22 protein-coding genes and 1 pseudogene are annotated in these 19274 nt (G+C 44.3%); 20 read left to right on the plus strand and 3 right to left on the minus strand.

The features are described 5' to 3' along the window. Window positions 1-56: 56 nt before the first annotated feature. The 8 genes from NHH16_RS04510 to NHH16_RS04545 all read left to right on the plus strand — a co-directional run bounded on the left by NHH16_RS04510 (window position 57) and on the right by NHH16_RS04545 (window position 7659). Window positions 57-1376, plus strand: a complete 1320-nt coding sequence (locus NHH16_RS04510; protein WP_262068417.1) for an ABC transporter substrate-binding protein — start codon at window positions 57-59, stop codon at window positions 1374-1376. Between the two features lie 32 nt (window positions 1377-1408). After that, window positions 1409-2281, plus strand: coding sequence for a carbohydrate ABC transporter permease (locus NHH16_RS04515; protein WP_262068418.1), 873 nt, complete (start codon window positions 1409-1411; stop codon window positions 2279-2281). 7 nt (window positions 2282-2288) lie between these two features. Then, window positions 2289-3116 carry a carbohydrate ABC transporter permease gene (locus NHH16_RS04520; protein ID WP_262068419.1) on the plus strand — a complete coding sequence of 276 codons (828 nt, stop codon included), beginning with the start codon at window positions 2289-2291 and terminating at the stop codon, window positions 3114-3116. A 22-nt stretch (window positions 3117-3138) separates the two neighbouring features. After that, the gene (locus NHH16_RS04525; protein ID WP_262068420.1) at window positions 3139-4218 is read left to right on the plus strand and encodes a Gfo/Idh/MocA family protein; all 1080 of its coding nucleotides are present in this window, start codon (window positions 3139-3141) and stop codon (window positions 4216-4218) included. Between the two features lie 3 nt (window positions 4219-4221). Continuing rightward, window positions 4222-5121, plus strand: a complete 900-nt coding sequence (locus NHH16_RS04530; RefSeq protein WP_262068421.1) for a sugar phosphate isomerase/epimerase family protein — start codon at window positions 4222-4224, stop codon at window positions 5119-5121. A gap of 9 nt (window positions 5122-5130) precedes the next feature. Beyond that, window positions 5131-5853 carry a glucosamine-6-phosphate deaminase gene (locus tag NHH16_RS04535; protein ID WP_262068422.1) on the plus strand — a complete coding sequence of 241 codons (723 nt, stop codon included), beginning with the start codon at window positions 5131-5133 and terminating at the stop codon, window positions 5851-5853. After that, the gene (locus tag NHH16_RS04540; RefSeq protein WP_262068423.1) at window positions 5850-6935 is read left to right on the plus strand and encodes a carbohydrate kinase family protein; all 1086 of its coding nucleotides are present in this window, start codon (window positions 5850-5852) and stop codon (window positions 6933-6935) included. Before NHH16_RS04535 ends, NHH16_RS04540 begins: the two co-directional genes overlap by 4 nt. Before the next feature lie 106 nt (window positions 6936-7041). Continuing rightward, a complete protein-coding gene (locus tag NHH16_RS04545; RefSeq protein WP_262068424.1) occupies window positions 7042-7659 on the plus strand; it encodes a DUF4867 family protein in 618 nt (205 codons plus the stop codon). A 132-nt stretch (window positions 7660-7791) separates the two neighbouring features. Here the strand turns inward: NHH16_RS04545 and NHH16_RS04550 are convergent, their stop codons facing one another. Further along, complete coding sequence (locus tag NHH16_RS04550) at window positions 7792-8211, minus strand: YjdF family protein (protein ID WP_262068425.1); 420 nt, start codon at window positions 8209-8211, stop codon at window positions 7792-7794. 254 nt (window positions 8212-8465) lie between these two features. Between NHH16_RS04550 and NHH16_RS04555 the strand changes: the two genes are divergently transcribed. From NHH16_RS04555 to lepB, 4 genes are all read left to right on the plus strand, one after another. Further along, entirely contained in the window at window positions 8466-9059 is a 594-nt protein-coding gene (locus tag NHH16_RS04555) for a TetR/AcrR family transcriptional regulator (protein ID WP_262068426.1), read from the plus strand. Next, complete coding sequence (locus NHH16_RS04560) at window positions 9052-9879, plus strand: MerR family transcriptional regulator (RefSeq protein ID WP_262068427.1); 828 nt, start codon at window positions 9052-9054, stop codon at window positions 9877-9879. Before NHH16_RS04555 ends, NHH16_RS04560 begins: the two co-directional genes overlap by 8 nt. A 66-nt stretch (window positions 9880-9945) precedes the next feature. Further along, window positions 9946-10434, plus strand: a complete 489-nt coding sequence (gene tsaA, locus NHH16_RS04565) for a tRNA (N6-threonylcarbamoyladenosine(37)-N6)-methyltransferase TrmO (protein ID WP_262068428.1) — start codon at window positions 9946-9948, stop codon at window positions 10432-10434. Window positions 10435-10469: 35 nt separating this feature from the next. Next, the gene (lepB, locus tag NHH16_RS04570) at window positions 10470-11045 is read left to right on the plus strand and encodes a signal peptidase I (protein WP_262068429.1); all 576 of its coding nucleotides are present in this window, start codon (window positions 10470-10472) and stop codon (window positions 11043-11045) included. Here the strand turns inward: lepB and NHH16_RS04575 are convergent. Together NHH16_RS04575 and NHH16_RS04580 are read right to left on the minus strand one after the other, a co-directional pair. After that, a complete protein-coding gene (locus NHH16_RS04575) occupies window positions 11026-12444 on the minus strand; it encodes a M56 family metallopeptidase (RefSeq protein ID WP_262068430.1) in 1419 nt (472 codons plus the stop codon). The genes lepB and NHH16_RS04575 overlap by 20 nt on opposite strands. 1 nt (window position 12445) lies before the next feature. Then, entirely contained in the window at window positions 12446-12844 is a 399-nt protein-coding gene (locus NHH16_RS04580) for a BlaI/MecI/CopY family transcriptional regulator (protein ID WP_262068431.1), read from the minus strand. Window positions 12845-13271: 427 nt separating this feature from the next. On the opposite strand from NHH16_RS04580, the pseudogene NHH16_RS15765 reads away from it, so the two are divergent. The 8 genes and pseudogenes from NHH16_RS15765 to NHH16_RS04620 all read left to right on the plus strand — a co-directional run. Next, a pseudogene (locus tag NHH16_RS15765) lies at window positions 13272-13493 on the plus strand (LbetaH domain-containing protein); the annotation flags it as partial. Between the two features lie 3 nt (window positions 13494-13496). Beyond that, window positions 13497-13871, plus strand: coding sequence for a hypothetical protein (locus NHH16_RS04590; protein WP_262068433.1), 375 nt, complete (start codon window positions 13497-13499; stop codon window positions 13869-13871). 155 nt (window positions 13872-14026) lie between these two features. After that, window positions 14027-14473 carry a hypothetical protein gene (locus NHH16_RS04595; protein WP_262068434.1) on the plus strand — a complete coding sequence of 149 codons (447 nt, stop codon included), beginning with the start codon at window positions 14027-14029 and terminating at the stop codon, window positions 14471-14473. A 20-nt stretch (window positions 14474-14493) separates the two neighbouring features. Next, complete coding sequence (locus tag NHH16_RS04600) at window positions 14494-14886, plus strand: hypothetical protein (protein WP_262068487.1); 393 nt, start codon at window positions 14494-14496, stop codon at window positions 14884-14886. A gap of 59 nt (window positions 14887-14945) precedes the next feature. Next, complete coding sequence (locus NHH16_RS04605) at window positions 14946-15437, plus strand: acetyltransferase (protein WP_262068435.1); 492 nt, start codon at window positions 14946-14948, stop codon at window positions 15435-15437. A gap of 20 nt (window positions 15438-15457) precedes the next feature. Then, complete coding sequence (locus tag NHH16_RS04610) at window positions 15458-15598, plus strand: hypothetical protein (RefSeq protein WP_262068436.1); 141 nt, start codon at window positions 15458-15460, stop codon at window positions 15596-15598. A gap of 34 nt (window positions 15599-15632) precedes the next feature. Then, window positions 15633-16910 (plus strand): MFS transporter, encoded by a 1278-nt coding sequence (locus NHH16_RS04615; RefSeq protein WP_262068437.1) that lies wholly within the window; start codon window positions 15633-15635, stop codon window positions 16908-16910. 12 nt (window positions 16911-16922) lie between these two features. After that, a complete protein-coding gene (locus tag NHH16_RS04620) occupies window positions 16923-19259 on the plus strand; it encodes an ABC transporter permease (protein ID WP_262068438.1) in 2337 nt (778 codons plus the stop codon). Window positions 19260-19274: the final 15 nt, after the last annotated feature.

Below are 19274 nucleotides of genomic sequence, written 5' to 3' on the forward strand. Positions count from 1 at the left end.
AATCAATTTCTGCGCGGAAATGAAACCCAATTTATCAGGTTAAAAGGAGAATTTATATGAAAAAGAAATGGATATCGTTACTTCTAACAGGTCTTATGGCAGTTTCACTATTAGCAGGGTGTGGTAAGTCGGGCGATAAAAGTAGCACCGATGGCGATACGAGCTCTGACGATGTAGTTGTTATCAATTATCCAACCTTTCAGTGCGGCGTAAATACGGCGGCGCCGGTGGTTGCTCAACTGGTAGAAGAGTTTAATGAAGAATACAAAGGACAATACAAGATCGTTCTAGAAGAGGTTCCAGGCGATGCAAATTATGTGGATAAAATTAAAGTGCAGTTAGGTACGGGGGATTTACCGCCAGTGGTTTACGGCGGCGGATATAATCTTTTAGATTTGGCTTTGGCGAATGATTTGGTAGTAGATCTTACAGAGGTTGTAAATGCAGATTCAGAATGGAAAGGATTGTATTCAGATGCGGCTCTAGAGGCAAATAGCCGCGATGGAAAAATCTATGCATCATCGGTAGAAGGATCAGTAATAGGGTATTTCTATAATAAGGATTTATTTGCAGAAGCAGGGATTGAGGAGCCGGCTAAGAGCTGGGATGAATTCTTTGAACAATGCGATAAATTAAAGGCAGCAGGAATTACGCCATTGGCAATGGATACTGCAGATTCAGCTTGGGTAACTCAGTTATGGTGGGGAGCGATGGTAGCGACTGCGAATGAGGATGGCTTGAAATTTATGGAAACAATGAACCCAGATGATTATAATACCCCAGAGATGATTGCCTCAGTGGAAAAGATTCAGAAAATGCTTCAGGAATACACTACGACGGATGCAGTCGGTGGAAAATATGAAAATGCAGCAAATAATTTCCTCTCAGGACAAGTGGCGATGATTGCCAACGGACCTTGGATGATCGGAGATTTTTCTGATACAGATAAGACGAGTGAGGGATTTGCCGATAAGGTTGGTTCAGCAATCTATCCAGATAGTTTTGTATACGATGCGCCGATTCAGGGGTATTTTGTAACTAAGCAAAGTGATCCTAAAGTGGAAGAAGCAGCGATTGCAATGGTGAAATTCTTTACCTCCGAGCATGCTCAAGAGCTTGGATTAGAAAGCCAGGGAATGGTTCCAGCGGCATCTTCAGTTGAAGTCTCTAAAGCGGCAACGGAAAAATATCCGCTGTTGGCAGAGTTCCTTGATCAGACTGCAGAAGCAACGGTTCGTAGCGACAATATGCAAGCAACGATGTATTCGAATCTTCTAGACGTGGTCAGTCAGGAATTGCCACGCTTACATTCAGGGGAACTGGATGCGGAAGCTTTTTGCCAAGTATTAACCGATGCAGCGGCAAAGAACGAATAATAGAAATGTGGCACAGAAAGGAATGAAAATCTGTGAAAAAGAAAAAGGGCTGGATTCCTGTATTTTTACTACCCACAGTCGTGTTATTCTTATTGATTTATGCGATACCGCTGGGAATGGTGTTTGTAACATCTTTATTTAATTACCGATTGAGCTCACCAGAAATGACGTTTATCGGTCTGGATAACTATATTCGTTTGTTTAATGATTCGGATTTTTACATGGCGCTTAAGAATACAGTTATTTGGATTCTCATTCAATGTACGGTTCATGTTGCACTAGGTACGCTTCTGGCTTTGCTTCTGTATAAGAAGCCGCGGGGATGGAAGTTTATTAGGACCGCGTATATGGTACCGAATATTATCTCCAACGCCGCGATCGGGATGATCTTTCTAAACATCTTCAATCCGCAGTTTGGCGTTATCAATTCGCTACTCAAGGCGGTTGGGCTAGAGCATATGACTAGGAACTGGCTGATGGATGTAAATACAGCATTTCCCTCTGTGACCCTTGTCTGGGTGCTATTTGCGGGCTACACCACAACATTGGTGCTAGCCCAAGCACTTTCACTTGATGAGGCAGTTCTAGAGGCGGCAAAAGTGGATGGGGCGTCTGGATTTCAAACGGATGTGTTCGTGGTGTTACCGTTATTAAAAAAGATTATCGGCACAACCATGGTAATGGCCGCAACCTATATGTTACAGATGTTTGATTTGATTTACATAACATCAGGTGGTGGGCCGGGTAAGGCGACAACGAACCTGCCACTTTTACTGTATGGGGTATATAAGGGAGAAAATAACTATGGTTATGCGAATACGATTGGCGTGATTATTGTTTTGTTGGGTATACTATGCATGACCATCATCAATAAAGCGATGAAGGTAAATAGCGATGACTACTAGGGAGGTGGTGAGGTTGAAGACTGGCAGAAAACTGCTTATGTATATATTCTTTGGCTGCTGTGTATTTGTTGCCTTATTTCCGATTGTTTGGGTGATTCTTTCATCATTTAAAAGCAATGCGGAAATCCTATCAAATGGAATTTCATTGCCTAGTAGTTTTGATTTCAAAGGGTATCGGGATGCTTTGACAATATCGCCGATTCTGAAGTATTTCTTTAACAGTGTGCTGATTGCAGGCGCTTCGACAGCATTAAATGTGTTTTTTCTGGCAATGGCAGCTTATGTATTTGCCCGTTGTGAATTTCGGGGAAAAAATTTAATCTATTTTATTTTATCGCTGGCGATGGTAATACCGATGACGGCTTTGCTGCATCCGGTTTACAATGTGATACAGACGCTGGGATTATATGATACAAAGATGGGACTGATTATTGTCTATATGGCTTTGAACCTGCCGATGTCTCTCTTGATTATGCGAGGGACGTTTCTATCAGTTCCGCAGGCGTTAGAAGAAGCCGCTTATGTGGACGGAGCCAGCTTTGTCAGAACCTTTTTTCAGATTATGTTACCCTGCGCTAAGGGTGGGCTAACTTCTTCGGCGGTGCTAGCGTTCTTAGGGTCGTGGAATGAATTCACCTTTGCCTTAATGCTGACGAGTGGACAAGCTGCACGGACATTGCCTTTGTCTTTAAGCTATTTTACCGCGCAGTTCAGTTTCAACTATACGGCAATGTTTGCCGCAGTAACGATTGCGGTAATTCCGTCAATTCTAGTATTTGCAATTTTTCAGGAACAAGTCGTATCTAGCCTGACAGCAGGCTCAGTAAAAGGGTAGGAGTAAGAAGGAGAGTGAAATTATGATTAAACTTGGAGTAATCGGCCTAGGAGAAGTCTCACAACTGATGCATTTGCCGATTTTACAGGATTTAACAGAATCTTATAAAGTAACAGCCGTTTCGGATGTAGCTCCGTCACTGGTAAATTATATTCAAAAGAAATATCACATTGCCGAAGGATATTTAAATGCGGTTGAATTGATTGAAAAAGCCGATATTGATGCAGTGCTCATTCTTTCACCGGATCAATATCACGGCGAGTACGCAGCTCGTGCTCTAAAAGCTGGCAAACATGTTTTTGTGGAGAAGCCGGTAACCTTGTGCAGCGGCGAATTAGCGGAACTGATTGAATTAAAAAAGGAGTACCCCGATCAGATTGTTATGGTAGGCTATATGCGCAGATATGCGGGGCCTTTTTTAAAGGCAAAAGAAATTTTAGAAGCGGAACCGAAGCCAACAGAATATCTACGCTTTCGCGATATTATCTTAGAGGGGCCGTTTTTTATCGGGCAGACTCGGCCAATCTTTTATCCGACCGATGTTCCGGAAGAGGCTATTAAAGAAGGTAATGAAAGGCGCCGGGCTCATCTAGACCGGGCAATCGGTGCGGATGCCAGTGATGATCAGCGAACGACGTATCAAATGATGTCAGGATTGGGCTGCCATTCTTTTTCAGCGGTCAGAGAATTATTCGGAACACCGAAGAAGATCCATTCCGTTACGACTGCTGTAAATGGACAGCATGTTGTGATTGTAATGGAATTCGCAGGTTTTCTGGCTACTTATGAGCTAGTGAATAACCAAGAAGTGGTGCAGTTTGACGCGGCGATAGAAGTGTTCCAGAAGAACCGAAAGCTCCATATCAAATACGAAACACCGTATATTCGGTATCAACCAGCGTCACTCGAAGTAATCGAATCGACAGATACGGAAACGAAGACCACCAACTACGGGCCAGATTTTAGAGATGCCTTTCAGACAGAATTGAATTTGTTTGCGGAGTGCATCAAGACTGGGAAACAACCAAAGACAATTTTGGAAGATGCCGTCGATGATCTGAAATTATTTGAAGAGATTATTCGGGTTATGGGAAGGAGTTAAGCTATGAGTCGTATTATAAGTGCAACAGCGCCGTGTTCATGGGGCGTTTGGTGGGCTGACGGAACTCCTTCGGGAACGCCGTATGAGACTTTTCTCGACCAGGCGGCGGCCGCTGGTTATCAGTCGCTTGAGCTGGGACCAGACGGGTACCTTCCGACTGACGCCGGGAAACTGCGTGAGGAGTTAGAAGCAAGGGCGCTATCGATTTGTGCTGGAACTGCGTGTTACCAGTTCGACCAGGAAGCTAGTTTTGCTACCTTCCGTCCCCGATTAGAGGCATTGTGTAAGCGGATTAAGGCATTTGATGCAAAATATCTGGTGGCAATGGATGAGTCGGACGTGGGACTTTACAGTGAAAAGAAAGAGCATTTTACAGCCGAACAATGGCATGACTTCTTGGAAAAGATAGCGCAGATGGGGCGCTTTACTAGGGAGGAATATGGTATTGAAGTGGTTTATCATCCACATATCAAGAGTATGATTGAAACGGAAGAAGAGATTATTCGTTTGCTGGAGTATACAGGGTTAAATCTTTGCTTTGATACTGGACACCACGCCTATGTGAACGGTGACGGAAGTAGAGGCGAAAAAAGCGCAGTCACATTCATTAGAAAGCACCCAAAACGGATTAAGTACTTACACTTTAAAAACGTTGACTACAATATACTAGATAAGGTGCGCCGTGAACATATTGATTCAGATACGGCTTTTGATATTGATGTGATGTGTGATTTGGCAGAGGGGATTATCGACTATCGAGAGCTAAAGTCAGTTCTTGACGAAATCGGCTATGAGGGGGTCGGTGTAATCGAACAGGATATGCCTCGTGCAACCACGGAGCAGGCGTTTGCAGCAGCAAAACGCAACCAAGAGTATCTGCGAATAATTGGGATGGTTGACTAGGAGGGTGTTATGAAAGTAGTGGTATGTAAAGATTACGAAGAGATGAGTCAGAAAGCGGCTGAGTCAGTAGCCCAGAGCATCAAAGAAAATCCCGGAGGGTTGATTAGTTTCCCCGGCGGGGATACGCCACTTTTGATGGTGCATAGATTTGCGGAAATGGTAAATGGCGGTGCGGTTGATATCAGCAAGACCCATTATACTTCGTTGGACGAATGGGTAGGTCTTGCAGATACAGATGAAGGTTCCTGCGGATTGTTTAATCGGCAGCAGCTTTTTGAGCGATTGGAGAAACCGTTTGCCGGTACCCATCTTATTAATGGGGCAGCAACTGACATCGAAAAGGAACGACAGGAGCTAGATGATTACATTGCTGAATACGGTCCATTAGATGTTTCCGTACTTGGCATTGGTTTGAATGGACATTTGGGTTTTAATGAATCTGGGGTAGACTTCGATTGGAATGCTCATATTATAACGCTAGATGAAACAACGAGAAGGGTTATGAAAAAATATTTCGGCGAAAAATTTCATCCAACTCAGGGGATTACTCAAGGGATCGCTCAGATTATGGCGGCAAAAAAAGTGATTTTAATTGCAAATGGTGCCCATAAAGCGGATATTATTCATCGGGCAGTTTACGGACAAATTACTCCTGAAGTGCCGGCGAGTGTGCTTCAAAAACATCCGAATTGCTATGTTATAGTGGATCAAGAGGCAGGGGCAAAGCTATGAAAAATTGGAGAGAACTCTTAAGTCTAGGCGAGGAAATTAATCAAAAAAAGATAGTTGCAGGCTATGATGGATTTGTTGATACGACAGCGCGACCGGTTGCTCAGAGCGCATCCGCGTCTTCGCCTGTGGAAATGTTTGAAACCATCCGTCAGTTTGGCGAGTTTCTAATCAGTAAGGCAGAAAAGAGCTGCTCCATAGAACTTAAGGTAGAGTCCCGGCATTTAGGCGGGAATCTGCCTTTTTTGTCGCGGGGTGCAGCGGCCTTGGGGTTATGTGTGACTGGCATAGGAATGATGGGTGAAGGCGGTGTCATGGAAGAACCGTTTAAAGAGTTAGCAGGAAAGTATTACCCTTTCGCGGCATCGGGACAATCTACTTGCCTTGAGTTTTATGATGGCAAGGTCATGCTTGCACCGACGGTAACCTTGCCGCGTGATTCATGGGAAATGGTGTTTGAAGCAACGGCTGGTATGGCTCCGGAATTGTTTGCAGCAGCTGATCTTATTGCCTTAGTGAACTGGAGTGAGCTGACTTTTGCCCAATACTTATGGGAAAGAACTTACGAGGAATCGTTAGCAGAAACAGCCTGCGATAAAGAACGCTTCGCTTTTTTTGATTTGTGTGACATTTCGCGCAAAACAGCGACAGAGATTCGAGCAGTGTTAACGCTAATTGGAAAATACGCAAAGCAGCGAACGGCAATCTTAAGCCTAAATGACAATGAGGCTCAAGTGCTAGGAGAGAAGGTCTTTGGTGAAGAATGTAGGTTAGCAGAAATTGCGCACCAGATTAGAGTGCAGTATCAGATTGATGAGGTATTGATTCACACTACCAAAAAGGCGATGCTTTTTTGTAAGGAGGGCTTCTTTGCAGAGACGACTCGGTTTGTGGAACAACCAGTGAAATCCACAGGAGCAGGGGATCATTTTAATGCAGCATCCTGTTTTGCAGCAGTCATGAAGTTGACACCTGAAGCGAGACTGCGCTTTGCAAATTGTGCCGCTAGCTTGTACGTACAGACAGGTAAAACACCAGAGCTTTGGCAGATTGTCGAAGTCATAGAAAAGCAAGGTGACCTATAAAAATACAAAATCACAAAAAAGTGCCATCAACATGACAAGTATCGGGTCGATGGCACTCTTTTTTTAGCATATAATGAGGGCATTATAAAATATGAGGAGGTTCTACATGAAAATTCAAAATGTAAATGACCCAGCGTTTTCTAAATACGGAAAGGTACTCACCGGCTATAACTGTACTCAGCTTCTAAAGGAGATGGAGCACACTCCCCTTCCAGATGATGTCATCTATGTACCAGGTGATGAGCGCCTAGAAGCCCTAGACGTTGCCTTGGATTTGCAAAACAGAGGCTATGGCGGTCTGCCTATTCAAATCGGTTACTGCAACGGCAATAACCTAGCCCTAAATGCGTTAGAATACCACCGCTCATCGGAAATCAACGTAGCCGTAACAGATTTGATTCTCCTAATCGGTGCGCAGCAGGATATAACTCCAGATTATCAGTATGACACCGCTAAAGTAGAAGCCTTTTTGGTACCAGCCGGAACGGTTGTTGAGGTATACGCAACGACTCTCCACTACGCTCCTTGTAATGCAGCTCCAGATCAAGGCTTTCGCTGCGTCGTGGTCTTGCCAAAAGGAACGAATACAGATCTTGACTTCTCTTTAAAAGGAGAAGATGATGACAAGCTGGCAACGGCTAAGAATAAGTGGCTAATCGCTCATGAAGAGGCTCAGATTTCTGGTGCCTTTGTGGGACTTGTTGGTGAAAATATTACATTGTAATACTCGAGATAAAAGACGGAACTTGACATATACTCAGGATATAACGAGAGTGTGAAAGCGGATATATTAGAATAAAAAAGAGTTTCGAAGGACCAGGAAAATAGGTCTTTCGAAACTCTTTTTACTTACGGCTTAATGGCCTTTATGCTTTTGCTTTTTCTTTTCCTGCTTAGCAAGGAATTGCCGTTCTTTTTCCTGTTCTCGCAGCCAACGTGATTTCTTTTTCCGAGCTTCCTTTCCCTCGGCCTGCTGAAGCTTTAGCGCTTGCTGGGCTTTCGTACCGGTACCTTTGTTTTCTAGCTGCTTTTTGATGGCCCGCTGTCTTCGCTTGGGGTTTATAAGGGCAGTCGACTTGTTGTCGGCCTTTACCGGTGGACTAAGCCTAAGCTTATTTAGATTTTTCAGAAGATAGTCGTAGACTTCATAGTCTTTTGGCTCGGGGCCAAAGGTTATCTTACTGGCTTCTAATTGTCCATCGATAATGCGCTCATACACACCAATCCAAAAGGGATCATCGAAAAATACCGTCAATTTGCACTCTATTTTTTGCATAGCAAAACCTCCTTGGTTTTTCTAGCAAAGAATGGACAGCCAAGGAGGCACGGTTACTGACAGGTATATCTGCACCCGGACTACCAGCCGGGTCGTGTTTTGATCTTCGCCTTTATGTAGTTACGCCACTATCCTACACCTTGTTTGATTTTTTTGCAATGCATAATAATGAATATTGACAAGAAGAAATGGATTCGTGTATGATTAAACTAATCGGATTAGTTTGAAAATGAGATAAGATTAGGAGAAGTGAAATGTCACGAAAGGGTTTGGATACCGAGACAGTGGTCAAGGTGGCGGCAGAGATTACGGATGAGCTAGGATTTGACAAGGTCACACTAAAGGAAATAAGTGAACGCTTAGGGGTACGTTCGCCTTCTCTTTATAATCACATCGATAATTTATCAGACCTTAAAGAGATGGTGTCTACTTATGCCATGGAGCTAGCCCGTGATAATCTGGTGAAGGCGACCAGGGGGCGAACGGGAATTGATGCTTTAAAGGAGATGGGACGCTGCTATATTCGCTTTGCAAGGGAGCATGCAGGACTGTATGAAACCATCCAGTGGATGAATATCAACTCTGGCGTGGAAAGGGATTCGCTTTTTTCTGAAGTGGTACAGCTAGTCTGCGATATCGCTGAGGGCGTTGGTACTACCGAGTTAGAGGCTTCCCATATTATTCGTACAGTTAGAAGCCTTGCTCACGGCTTTGCCAGTGTGGAGAGCCACCATGGTTTTTCCCACCCTTCGAGTGTGGAGAGTAGCTATGAATATGCCTTAGATATGTTTTTTTATGGAATAAAGGTCAGTCAGGAAAAGGAAAGTAGGGAAGCGAGCAGTGTTTAAAATAGGAGAATTTTCCAAATTGACACAGGTATCGATAAGGATGCTACGGTATTACGACGAGGTCGGACTGTTAAAACCGGAGCAAGTCGATCCGTTTACAGGGTATCGGCTATACTCGGTAGAACAGATACCGGTGCTTAACAAGATTGTTTTTCTGCGAGATGTAGGCTTTAATATCTCGGAAATTGCGGTGGTAATGAGTAAGTGGAACGATGCTTTTGTAACCGAGCAGCTTGAGCAAAAGAGTCGGGAAATAGAGCAGAACATTCAAGAGGAGCAGCAGAGGCTTGCGAAAATAAAGCTAGCGAAAGCGGATATTAATCGAGACAAAATTCAGATTCATTACAATGTCTCGATTAAAGATATTCCCAGCTACCAAGTGGTTTCTATAAGGAGGGTGATTCCTGATTATTACGGAGAGGGACAGTTGTGGAAAGAGCTATCAGCCTTTGCCGAGGAGAGGCAACTTGTCATATCGAATAATACCTTTTCCATCTATCACGATACGGAGTATAAAGAAACGGAGGTAGATGTGGAGGTGTGTGCACAAACTACTTCTGTAGGCGAAAGTGAAGGGGACTTTGCTTTTCGCATGACAGAGCCGGTGCCTTATATGGCTTCTACCATGGTGTATGGTGAGTTCACCAATATTGCAAAAGCGTATTTAGCCTTTGCGAATTGGTTGTCCGAGCATAATCAGTACGAAATGGCAGGTGGCAGCAGACAGATTGTGCACCGGGGACCATGGAACGAGGAAAATCCAGAGAAGTATTTAACCGAGATTCAAGTAGCGTTAAAAAAGCGAGATATGTCATCTTGACTCTCACACGGTGTTAGGGATTAATCTGAAAGGGAAACATAAAAATCATTTTACGGAGGTAGAATCATGCAGAAATTTCAGGTAAGTCCCATTGGAACGGTTCATGTGAACGAGAAAGGAATGTCAATTGAAGTGAAGAGGGAGTATCTCCCGGCGCTTCAGGCATTAGAAGGCTTTAGTCATTTAAATGTAGTTTGGTGGTTTAGTGACTTTGATAGTGAAGAGGCAAGAGCGGTGCTAGAGGTACCACAGCCGTATGCGCAGGCGCCAAAGGTGATGGGGATCTTTGCGACACGCTCACCGGTTCGTCCCAATCCGCTTGCACTTACAACTGTTGAGGTTATTCATATCGATTATGAGAATGGTATGATTCACATTGGTTATATTGATGCCAATGACGGTTCGCCGGTACTGGATATTAAGCCGTATACACCAAGTCTTGACCGGGTGGAAACACCAGGTGTGCCAGCGTGGTGTAGTCATTGGCCGAAGAGTATTGAGGAATCGGCTAAGTTTGATTGGGAGAGCGAATTTCTATTTAGTGAAGACCAGTAGTGGCATAGCTCACTGCTAGAAAGAGGGTAAAAGTTATGAAGAAAATGAAGACATCAGATGACTGGGGTTTGTTCGAGTGGGCCCTTTATATTGCTATATTAGCATTTGCTTCGTGGTTTATCGTTACGTTTATCGGGATGCGCACGCCAGTTATTGGGCAGTCGATGGAAAGTACGATTTCTGACGGGGACCAGCTAATTGTTACTAAGTTCAGTTATCGTTTGGGAGAGCCAAAACGATACGATGTTGTGATTTTTCCTCCGCCCTCCGAGACCGATAAAAAGGCAAATTATATCAAGCGGGTGATTGGTATGCCCGGTGAGACGATTCAGATTATGGGCGGTTACGTGTATATCAACGGCGAACAGCTCACCACAGATGTATATGGATTGGAACCGATTAATCCGTTATCAGAAGGGGACTTGGCTTATCAGCCGCTTACCCTAGGAGAGGACGAGTACTTCGTTCTTGGGGATAACCGGAACAATAGTATGGATAGCCGTAACCCCCGAGTGGGGGTTAAGACCAAGGCAGATTTAGTAGGAAAAGCCCAAGTACGAATCTTTCCCTTTGATAAAATAAGCAAGATTTCTAAAGAAAGCGAGCAATAAATAAATACAAGTTCTCTTCGAAGCCCCGGTTTTCAAGGGGGATACGGTAGAGACCATCCTTTTCTTTCATATCGGTAAGAGTCTTAATCTCGACTACGTAATCTTTGGCACTTGACGTTTGTCCTTTGAATCGTTCAATGGGCGCTCGGCAAGTGTCAATCATTATATTGGGGGAACGGAAGATAACGTGGGTAATAGGATACTCTAGCTCAAGTAGAGGCTGAAGCACTTCCTTTAGCGCACGGGTATCAATCACAAGTTCGTTATCCACTACTTCAAATGCTTCCTGCAACTGTTCATATTCAGCGGATTGCTCCAAGGCGGAGGAACTTTTTTCCACAAATTCACCATCGACGATGGTCTGGGGCGTTAGGAGTAAATCCGTAGCGTCTGTCCAGATAACTTCATCATAAAGTGGATCATAGTGCTCGACCCGTACTTCAAATTTGGTGTTATATTCGGAATCGAGAGTGAGCCAAGAGGCTGGTTGGAAGTAGGAGTAGACGAGCGCCAACAGCGGAATGAGAATTATTACCGCAGCCCAGCAGGTGATTTTATTTCTTTCCGGTTGGTATTTAAACAAGCCATCGATTCGGTACTTTAAGGTTAGGTAGGAGTCAGAAAAGGCGAGACCTTTAAGAGAGCCCTCACCGGAGCATTCTTTCACAAGCAGTTCCCCATAGGATACTTGATTCGCCACACCAAGTCCGAGAACTTGGTTATCGCAGAAGAGTTCTGTATCCCGGCGAAAGTATTTGGCTAGAGGGCGAAGGGTCCAGAAAAAGCACTCGCCATAGCTGATTAAAAAGAGCTTAATAGTATCGTGGTTTTTAATGTGGGTTAGCTCATGGAGCAGCAAGGTGTAAAGCTCCTTTTCGGTATAACGATCTTCGTAGTCGGCAGGTAGCAAAATCGTCTTTGTAATCACCCCGAAGGAGATTGGCGAGGGGATGAAATCAGCGATCTGTACGCGAATACGTCTCGTTTTAAGACCCAGTACGTCTTCTGCTTTTGCTAGTAAATTACTGGAATCTTTAAAGGCCGGAAGGCATTTGCCAGCGCGCTTTAGGGAGCGAGAGCTGGTAAAAGTTGGCAACAGCTGAATCGCCACAGCGATGACCCACAGTAAAATAATGGTTTTACAGATAAGCTGTACTCTAAAACCAGACGATAGGCTGCCATAGAGTGCTAACTTAAGGGGATCATTCCAGCTGCCACCGGCCAGCGGAAAGCTAAGCAGTAAAGCGTACCAGCTAAAATAGCTTGCCCGGACGGATAGGTGGTTTGCCAAGATTTTTTTAACTACGAAAATTACGCCGTATAGTAGGGCGCTGTAAACACAGACAAGCAATGAATACACCATTAAAGAAGACAACAAAAAGAAGAATAAGTCCAGCATACTATTCTTCCTCCAGGGTTTTCTTTTTGGCATCTAGTAAATCTTTTAGTTGGTCGATTTCTTCACCGGAGAGCTGAGAATCATCCACAAAGGTAGCCAACATTTTGTTGACATTCCCACCGTAATAGAGAGATAGGAAATGCTTGCTTTGCTTTTCGATACATTCTTCTTCCGTTACGTTAGGGAAATAATAATAGAGCTTAGCGTTATTCTCATCGATAGTAAAACGAACAGCGCTTTTGCTTATTAAGCGTCGTAGTAGTGTCTTGATGGTAGTGGCAACGAGCCCTTTTTGCGCCTGTACTCGTTCGACGAGTTGGGCAGCCGTTAAGGGAGACTCCTTCCATAGTTCATGCATAATAAGCCATTCGCTTTCGGTGATATGCGGTATAATAGCCATCCTGGCACCTCCAATTGTTACTTTTGATAATTATAATTTTAGCATAAGGCGATAAAGAAAACAAATGTAGTTGATATTATAAGCCAGTGTGGTATATAATATTTTTGAATGAAAACAAGTGTAGTTATAAGGGAGAGACATAATGGGAAGACAGAATTTAACAATTGAAAATATACCATCTGTTTTGTGGGGACCGAAAACGGACAACTTATTGATTGTGGTCCATGGGAATCAGTCCCATAAGACAGATGTGGCAATTACTATAGTAGCAGAGTTGGCGGTGGAAAGAGGCTATCAGGTTCTTAGCTTTGATTTGCCAGAACACGGAGAGCGAAAGGAAGAGGATCGCCTCTGTGACGCTAAGAACTGTGTAGAAGATTTACAGAAGATTATGCAGTACGCTCGTACTCTCTCTGAGCATATTAGTGTGCATATTGGTGACGGCGCCATTATCGGAGCGCGAGCGGTGGTTACGAAAGATGTGCCACCATATACGATTGTTGGCGGGGTGCCAGCAAAGGAAATTCGCAAGCGCTTTGACGAAAGTACGATTGCTACGCTTGTAGAAAGTAAATGGTGGGACTGGCCTTTTGAGAAGATTCAGCAAAAGCTGCCGGCGATACAAGCAGGAAAAATCCAGGAGCTTTAAGAGATGATATCTGAGAATAAGAATTTGTTTTGTTATCTTAAAACCACGTGTCTAATCGTTCTACTTGGCGTTGCCGTGGGCCTCCTAGGAGGTAGCCTATCTGGACAAACAAAAGATGGTCTTAGCATCAAGAGTGAAAGTTTTAGACTTAATGAAGAAGAGTTGTTGTCGCTATCACCAGCGTTATTTGTCGAGGGTGATGAGGAGTTGATTGAACAGGCAAAGCTAGATATTCTTGCTGATGATAGTCAGGTACAAGAGAAGCAATATAATTCTCAAGGGAGTTTAACGTCCATTAAGGGATTGAAGGCCGGTGAGTATGAAGGAGTAGTAACGGTAGAAAAGAGAGAAGTCACTTTTCGTATCATTTGTCGGTAAGGGGGATGAGGATGAATACGTCTACGATAAGTATGTTAATATACCTTTTAATCAGTTATATATGGCTACTATTGGATGTGAGGTTTCGCTTTGTAGCCGTTATATGTATTTTGTTGTTAATTGGTGCCAATATATAAACAAGGAAAAATGAGATTATGATGAAAAATTATAGGTTAGGTTTATCAAGGGTTGGAGTGATTGCGGTTGTGCTCGTTATGCTTCCCAATTTAATGTACCTGTTTGGTGCACCACCAAACGATGTTTTGGGGAACAATTCTGCTGGTGTTACGTTTTTGAATTTTCTGGAGAACATTGGACGTTTTGGGCTTATGATAGCTCTGTGTGGTGTCATCAACAAGAATACACCAATACGAAATCGTGTCGTAACAATAGCGGCAATCTGTTCGTTGCTGGCATACTATGTACTCTGGATAGCGTATTTTACAGGGAACTTTAATGGCATATCACTTGTCGGCATGGCGGTCTTTCCGTCGGCATTTTTTCTTCTAACGTCGTGGCGGCAAAGGAATATCTTTGCATTTGCTTTCGCCGCGTTATTTGCTGTTGTTCATATATCAATAACCAGCTGCAATTTTTTGTAAGGAGAAAGGTGTGAATGAAAATGTGTAAAGAGTGTTATGTTGAAAAAAGTAGAATTACATCGCTATTAAATCCTGAGGACTGCTTGAAAAATCATACCCAGTATATTTGTGGTAGTTGTGGCAGATGTATATGCATTGAACATGACCCCAAGCGAAACTTACAGCGGTGGAACTTTCCTTTTAAAACACAGGAAATAGCTAAACTATATTTGCGTACGGCCGATTATACAACGAAGCGAGCATGTGGAATATATGAAATCAGAAACGAAAAGGGACGAGTATCCTATAAAATTTTTACTGATAACGAGGAGTTCGAACTATATTTAAAAAAGAACAAGGGAAAAACGTGTAAGAACATGACGCCAGTCTTTACTAGGGGAGAATACCAAGAGTATGACAACACCCAGGTGTGAAAACTGACGTCTGGTGAAATCAGAAGATATATGGACGAACAAAAAGAGGAGGCAAACGGATGCTAGAATTCAGAATGCTAGAGGATACCGATCAGCCGCTTGTGGAAAAGTGGCTCAACAAAGAACATGTTAAAAGGTGGTATGAAATTCCCCATATGGGAATTACTATAAATGACTGGTTATATGAAATGAAAGAGCGCAGAGGAGAATTCCAGTGGTTAACTCACCTTATTGCGACTTGGCAAGGTCAGCCGATTGGCCTTTGTCAGTACTACAAATGCGAAGACAGTGGCGATGAGGACTTTGGCACGCTACCGCTAGAAGGCTCCTATGGAATTGATTACCTGATAGGAGAAGAGGCATATATTGGGAAGGGGCTGGGAAAAGCGATGATTACCCTATTGGTGGATACCATTTTTTCTTTCCCAGATGCGCGCCGTGTGACAGCAGATATAGATCCTAAAAACAAGGCTTCTGAAAAAGCGCTGTTAGCCTCTGACTTTGTTTTGTTCGACCAAGAAAAAGGCCGCTACGTTAGACGGAAGGGATAAGGAATTAGGAGGTGGACAGATTGTCAACGCAACTACAGTTTGCTTCGCGAGAAGAATTTAGAGAGTGGTTAAATACAAATGCAACTACAAGTGATGGTATCTTGATGCGAAGACGGAGGCGGGTCGCACCAGTCGTCTTTCTGGGATGGTTGATCAGTTAAACAAGAATCTAAAGCCGATGTAGAAAGGGATAAAGTGGATAATACGAATAAAGCATTTAGTAAATTTCTTTTGTTATGGTCGGGGCAATTTGTAGCGGCCATCGGTAGCGGCCTAACCTCTTTTGGTTTGGGCGTATATATTTATCAGCAAACGGGCATGGCCTCACAGATGGCTTTTGTTACCCTATTGGCTTTTCTGCCAGGGCTGTTGCTGTCACCTGTGGCCGGTGTGCTGGCTGACCGTTACGACCGACGCCTATTGATGGTGGCAGGCGACGGGCTTTCGGCAATCGGTCTGGTATTCATTCTTATTTGTATGGCAAATGGTGGGGCGCAGCTTTGGCAAATCTGCGTGGGCGTTACCATCAGTTCAATCTTTTCCTCATTACTAGAGCCGGCATATAAGGCTACAGTGACGGATCTTTTGACCGAGGAGCAATATAGTAAGGCAAGTGGCCTTGTCCAAATAGCAGGATCTGCCAAGTATTTGCTCTCACCATTCATCGCCGGGTACTTACTCGCCATCACAAATATAAAGCTGTTATTGGTTATTGATATCTGTACGCTTTTGTTGACAGTTGTGACTACGTTGGCTGTGCGCAGACAAATTAGCACAAAGAAGCAGGAGAGAAGCGGTACCTTCTTCGGTGAGCTTAAGAAGGGATGGGAGGCGGTATCACAAAATAACGGTGTTCGGTCGTTGGTGTTACTAAGCATGGTAATCACCTTTGCGATTGGTTTTATACAGACGCTTTTTACGCCGCTTATCCTTTCCTTTGCCGATAGTGCTACCTTAGGAAGACTAGAGTCCATTGCAGCGTCAGGAATGCTTGTTACCAGTCTACTTATCGGTGTCGCTACCTTTAAAAAAGGCTATGTAAAAATGCTTGCCCTTTCCCTGTTCTTTGCCGGAATATTTATGGCTGGTTTTGGTTTACAGGAAAATATCTTTTTGATTACCGTATCCGGTTTTCTGTTCTTTGCGATGCTGCCCTTTGCCAATACGGCGCTAGATTATCTACTGCGTACCAATATTGATAATTCACTGCAAGGACGTGCTTGGGGTATCATTGGCATCGTCTCACAGCTTGGCTACGTGGTAGCCTATCTACTTTGCGGCGTGCTTGCTGACTATTTGTTTACCCCAATGCTAGTAGAGGGTGGTGTTTTGACTGATAGCATCGGCAAAATCATCGGTGTTGGCAGTGGTCGGGGTACGGGTTTGCTGATTATTTTGGCTGGGTTTTTGCTGTGTATTACAGCATTGGTCCTCTACCAAAGCAGAGCTGTAAAGGGACTTGAAGAAAATTAGAAGGAGCATGAAATGACTGGAAGAATTATACGTAAAGACCTTGCCCGCAATAAAATAGTGACGTTGACCCTGTTCTGTTTTATTCTCATCGCGTCCTTATTGGTGTCAGGTGCGGTACGGATTGTAACAGAAATGACGGGTGCCGTAGATGCTTTGTTTTCCCAGGCAGCAGCACCGGATTTCATACAAATGCATACCGGTGATTTTGACCAAGGCGCCATTGATAGGTTTGCAGAGCAAACATCGATGGTAACATCTCAACAGACAGTAGAGATGCTAAATATCGACAATGCAAATCTTGCTTTTGCCGGTCGCCAACCAGCTACGAATAGCGTAATGGAAAACGGGTTTGTGCGTCAGAATGAAGAGTTTGACTTTTTATTAGATTTAGATAATCAGGTGGTAAGACCAAAGGATGGCGAAATCGCGGTGCCTATCTACTATCTTCAGCGTGATGATCTTGCCATTGGCGATACTCTGGAAGTAGTAGATGGCCAGTATCGAAAAGAGTTTCGCATTATCGCCTTTGTACGAGATGCCCAAATGAATCCTTCTTTGATTAGTTCCAAGCGGTTCGTAGTCAGTGAAGCGGATTTTACCGAGTTACGTGCACACACAGGCTCAGAGGAATACTTGATTGAGTTTCAGCTAGCCGAGGGTGTGGACGTGGGCGAGTTTGAGCGGGTATATCAGTCAGCGGGACTTCCGCAGAAGGACACGGCCATCACGGCAGGATTGCTGAAACTAATGAATGCCCTAACCGACGGCCTTGTAGCCGCGTTAGTTATCTTGGTTAGCCTACTAATTATCACAGTTGCTCTACTTTGTCTGCGACTGACATTGCTAGCGAACATGGAAGAGGACACGCGTGAGATTGGCGTTATGAAGGCGATTGGCATTAAAAGCAAAGACATTCGCGGCTTGTATCTACTCAAGTATCGTGTGATGGCAGGGCTAGCCTGCCTATTGGGCTTTGTACTCTCTCTGCCTTTAGGGAAAGTGTTTACAGCGAATATTACTCTTTATATGGGCAAAGTGGAGGTGAGCCCCTTAACAATCATCTTGCCTGTATTAGGGACAGTGGCTGTTTATGGGATTGTGATGATGTTTTGCCGCCTTGTTTTGCGGCGTTTCCGCCGGATCTCCGCAGTGGAAGCTTTGCGGGCCGGTGGTAGTGCTAGCGGGAAGTTACGAGCGGGATTCTGGCCTCTGTACAAACGACCTATGCGTTGGCTCAACCTACGGTTAGGTGCGCGTGAAGTTTTGCGAAGCTTCGGGAGCTATGGACTTTTGTGCTTTGTATTTATTCTGTGTGTCTTCTTGTTTATTGTACCTATTAATTTACTGACCACGGTGCAAGCACCTAACTTTATCAACTATATGGGTATGGGACAAAGCGACGTGCAAATCGACTTGCGGCGCACAGAGGGTGTCGAACAGCGATATACGGAAATGCTGAAGGCGCTTTCTAGTGATGAGGATGTGGAGCATTTTGCTCCCTACGTGACGGCAGCTTATCCGCTCGTAACAGATGGAGAGACAAGTACCTTAAGAAATGTGCAGATTGGTGATTTTAGCCAGTATGCCATTGATTATTTAGACGGCAAAGCACCTCAGACAGAGAATGAGATTGCTCTTTCGCAGCTGAATGCCCAGGATTTGGAGGTTGCGGTCGGGGATAGTCTGACGCTACTGGTGGAAGATCGTCCGCGAACGCTTACGGTGAGTGGTATTTATCAGGATTTAACCAATGGCGGGCGTACGGCAAAGGCGTCTCTTCCCTGGAGGGCAGAAGATGTGCAGTGGTATCTCGTCTACCTTGATTTGAATGAGGGGATTGACCGTACAGAAAAGGTGGCAGAGTACGCCGAGGTGTTTGCACCGGCTAAGGTTACTCATATCGATAGTTATATCGCCCAAACCTTTGGCTCAACCATTTCTCAGCTAAGGATGGTGGTTGTACTGGCAGCATTGCTTTCCGCTGCGGTGGCGGTACTTATTACGGCCCTGTTTTTGCGGATGTTGACAGCCAAAGAAGCTCATGAATTATCGATCTTGACCTTCCTTGGTTTCCAGAGAAAAGATCTTGCCAGACAGTATGTCTTCCGTACCCTGCTGGTATTGGTGGTAGGAGTAGTAATAGGGACTTTGGCAGCGGCCACCTTAGGACAGAATCTAGCAGGCTTTATGTTTGCCAGCATGGGGGCTTCCCGTATTAGATTTGTTGTGCAACCAGTGGTAGTGTATCTACTTTGTCCGCTGATACTGGCAGGTGTGGTAGCGTTAACCACCCTTGCCAGTACCAGAACGACGGGGCGTATCAAAATCCAAAATTTAGTGATAGAATAAAAGTTCGCCCACAAG

The organism is Ohessyouella blattaphilus, assembly GCF_024721265.1.
GTDB lineage: Bacteria > Bacillota > Clostridia > Lachnospirales > Lachnospiraceae > Aequitasia > Aequitasia blattaphilus_A.

Bases quoted from the DNA above. Each gene is read 5' to 3' on its own strand.
- NHH16_RS04510 (WP_262068417.1), top strand. From the start codon at position 57: ATGAAAAAGAAATGGATATCGTTACTTCTAACAGGTCTTATGGCAGTT.
- NHH16_RS04525 (WP_262068420.1), top strand. From the start codon at position 3,139: ATGATTAAACTTGGAGTAATCGGCCTAGGAGAAGTCTCACAACTGATG.
- NHH16_RS04530 (WP_262068421.1), top strand. From the start codon at position 4,222: ATGAGTCGTATTATAAGTGCAACAGCGCCGTGTTCATGGGGCGTTTGG.
- NHH16_RS04535 (WP_262068422.1), top strand. From the start codon at position 5,131: ATGAAAGTAGTGGTATGTAAAGATTACGAAGAGATGAGTCAGAAAGCG.
- NHH16_RS04540 (WP_262068423.1), top strand. From the start codon at position 5,850: ATGAAAAATTGGAGAGAACTCTTAAGTCTAGGCGAGGAAATTAATCAA.
- NHH16_RS04545 (WP_262068424.1), top strand. From the start codon at position 7,042: ATGAAAATTCAAAATGTAAATGACCCAGCGTTTTCTAAATACGGAAAG.
- NHH16_RS04550 (WP_262068425.1), bottom strand. From the start codon at position 8,211: ATGCAAAAAATAGAGTGCAAATTGACGGTATTTTTCGATGATCCCTTT.
- NHH16_RS04555 (WP_262068426.1), top strand. From the start codon at position 8,466: ATGTCACGAAAGGGTTTGGATACCGAGACAGTGGTCAAGGTGGCGGCA.
- tsaA (WP_262068428.1), top strand. From the start codon at position 9,946: ATGCAGAAATTTCAGGTAAGTCCCATTGGAACGGTTCATGTGAACGAG.
- lepB (WP_262068429.1), top strand. From the start codon at position 10,470: ATGAAGAAAATGAAGACATCAGATGACTGGGGTTTGTTCGAGTGGGCC.
- NHH16_RS04575 (WP_262068430.1), bottom strand. From the start codon at position 12,444: ATGCTGGACTTATTCTTCTTTTTGTTGTCTTCTTTAATGGTGTATTCA.
- NHH16_RS04580 (WP_262068431.1), bottom strand. From the start codon at position 12,844: ATGGCTATTATACCGCATATCACCGAAAGCGAATGGCTTATTATGCAT.
- NHH16_RS04590 (WP_262068433.1), top strand. From the start codon at position 13,497: ATGATATCTGAGAATAAGAATTTGTTTTGTTATCTTAAAACCACGTGT.
- NHH16_RS04595 (WP_262068434.1), top strand. From the start codon at position 14,027: ATGATGAAAAATTATAGGTTAGGTTTATCAAGGGTTGGAGTGATTGCG.
- NHH16_RS04600 (WP_262068487.1), top strand. From the start codon at position 14,494: ATGTGTAAAGAGTGTTATGTTGAAAAAAGTAGAATTACATCGCTATTA.
- NHH16_RS04605 (WP_262068435.1), top strand. From the start codon at position 14,946: ATGCTAGAATTCAGAATGCTAGAGGATACCGATCAGCCGCTTGTGGAA.
- NHH16_RS04620 (WP_262068438.1), top strand. From the start codon at position 16,923: ATGACTGGAAGAATTATACGTAAAGACCTTGCCCGCAATAAAATAGTG.